Source organism: Pseudarthrobacter linnaei, assembly GCF_055412825.1.
Genome location: NZ_JBVAYX010000073.1, coordinates 1 through 1,021 on the forward strand (window position 1 = coordinate 1; position 1,021 = coordinate 1,021).

Below are 1,021 nucleotides of genomic sequence, written 5' to 3' on the forward strand. Positions count from 1 at the left end.
ATGACCGCCACCCATGCCACGCACTCCCCGGCCACGGCGGATGCAACCGTCAGCGACCATCACGATTCTTCCCCTGCCGGCCTCGCGGGAGTTCATCCTGCTGGACCATCCTCTGACCCGCACGTGCACGCGGCACAAGACGAAGCCGGTGCCCGGACCGTGCAGTGCACGGACTCGAACCACTGCACCAGCACGCAGTCCATGACTGTGGACTGCACCCCGTCGGCGAAGACGGCCTCTCTGGCCGCCCCGCTGCCGGGCACCGGAATCATCGCCAGTCACACCGGCGCGGGGACCCAGAGCCATGTTGGCACGCTGTGGTCCTATCTTCCCGGCAGCCCATCACCAGGCGAGCTCTGCATCAGCCGAACGTAAAACAGGGGCCCCGCGCTGTGACCTGACCGGCGCACGCCCCTTGCCTGACTCTCCTCCTTTGAGCCGGGCGCATCGCTGATGCACACACCCCTGGCGCCCTTGCGCCCCCTGATGTCTTGAAGGACTTAAAGAGCCATGATGAACACGAAGTTTCTGCCCCTTTCCGCGACCGCCATCGCTGCGGCACTCGCCCTCGCGGGCTGCTCAACCGGCCCCTCCGCACCGTCTGCCACCTCCAGCAGCCCTGCGTCCTCCGCCAGCTCAATGCCGGGAATGGGCCAGGGCCCGGGGATGATGTCCAGCAGTGCACCGGCCGCCGCTACCGAACACAACGAGGCCGACACCATGTTCGCCCAGGGAATGATTCCGCACCACGAACAGGCGGTGGAAATGAGCGAAATGATGCTCAAGAAACAGGGCATGGATGCCCGGATCACCGCCCTCGCCACCAAGATCAAGGCCGCGCAGGCCCCCGAAATCGAGCAGATGACGGGCTGGCTCAAGGCTTGGAACGAACCGGCCCAGATGGCTTCCGGCCATGGCATGGGCGACGGGATGATGGGCGCGGGCGACATGAAGCAGCTTGAGGCCGCCCAGGGCACCGAAGCAGCCAGGCTCTTCCTGACGCAGATGGTTGTCCACCACC

The 1,021-nt window shown here is 65.9% G+C and carries 2 protein-coding genes; both read left to right on the forward strand.

Annotated elements, in window-relative coordinates; translation table 11 throughout:
• The coding region (locus tag ACZYZ3_RS20520) for a hypothetical protein (protein ID WP_463965605.1) at window positions 1–375 on the forward strand (375 nt) is incomplete at its 5' end.
• A 135-nt stretch (window positions 376–510) separates the two neighbouring features.
• Window positions 511–1,021 (forward strand): DUF305 domain-containing protein (locus ACZYZ3_RS20525; RefSeq protein ID WP_463965606.1); only part of this gene is annotated, 511 nt, incomplete at its 3' end.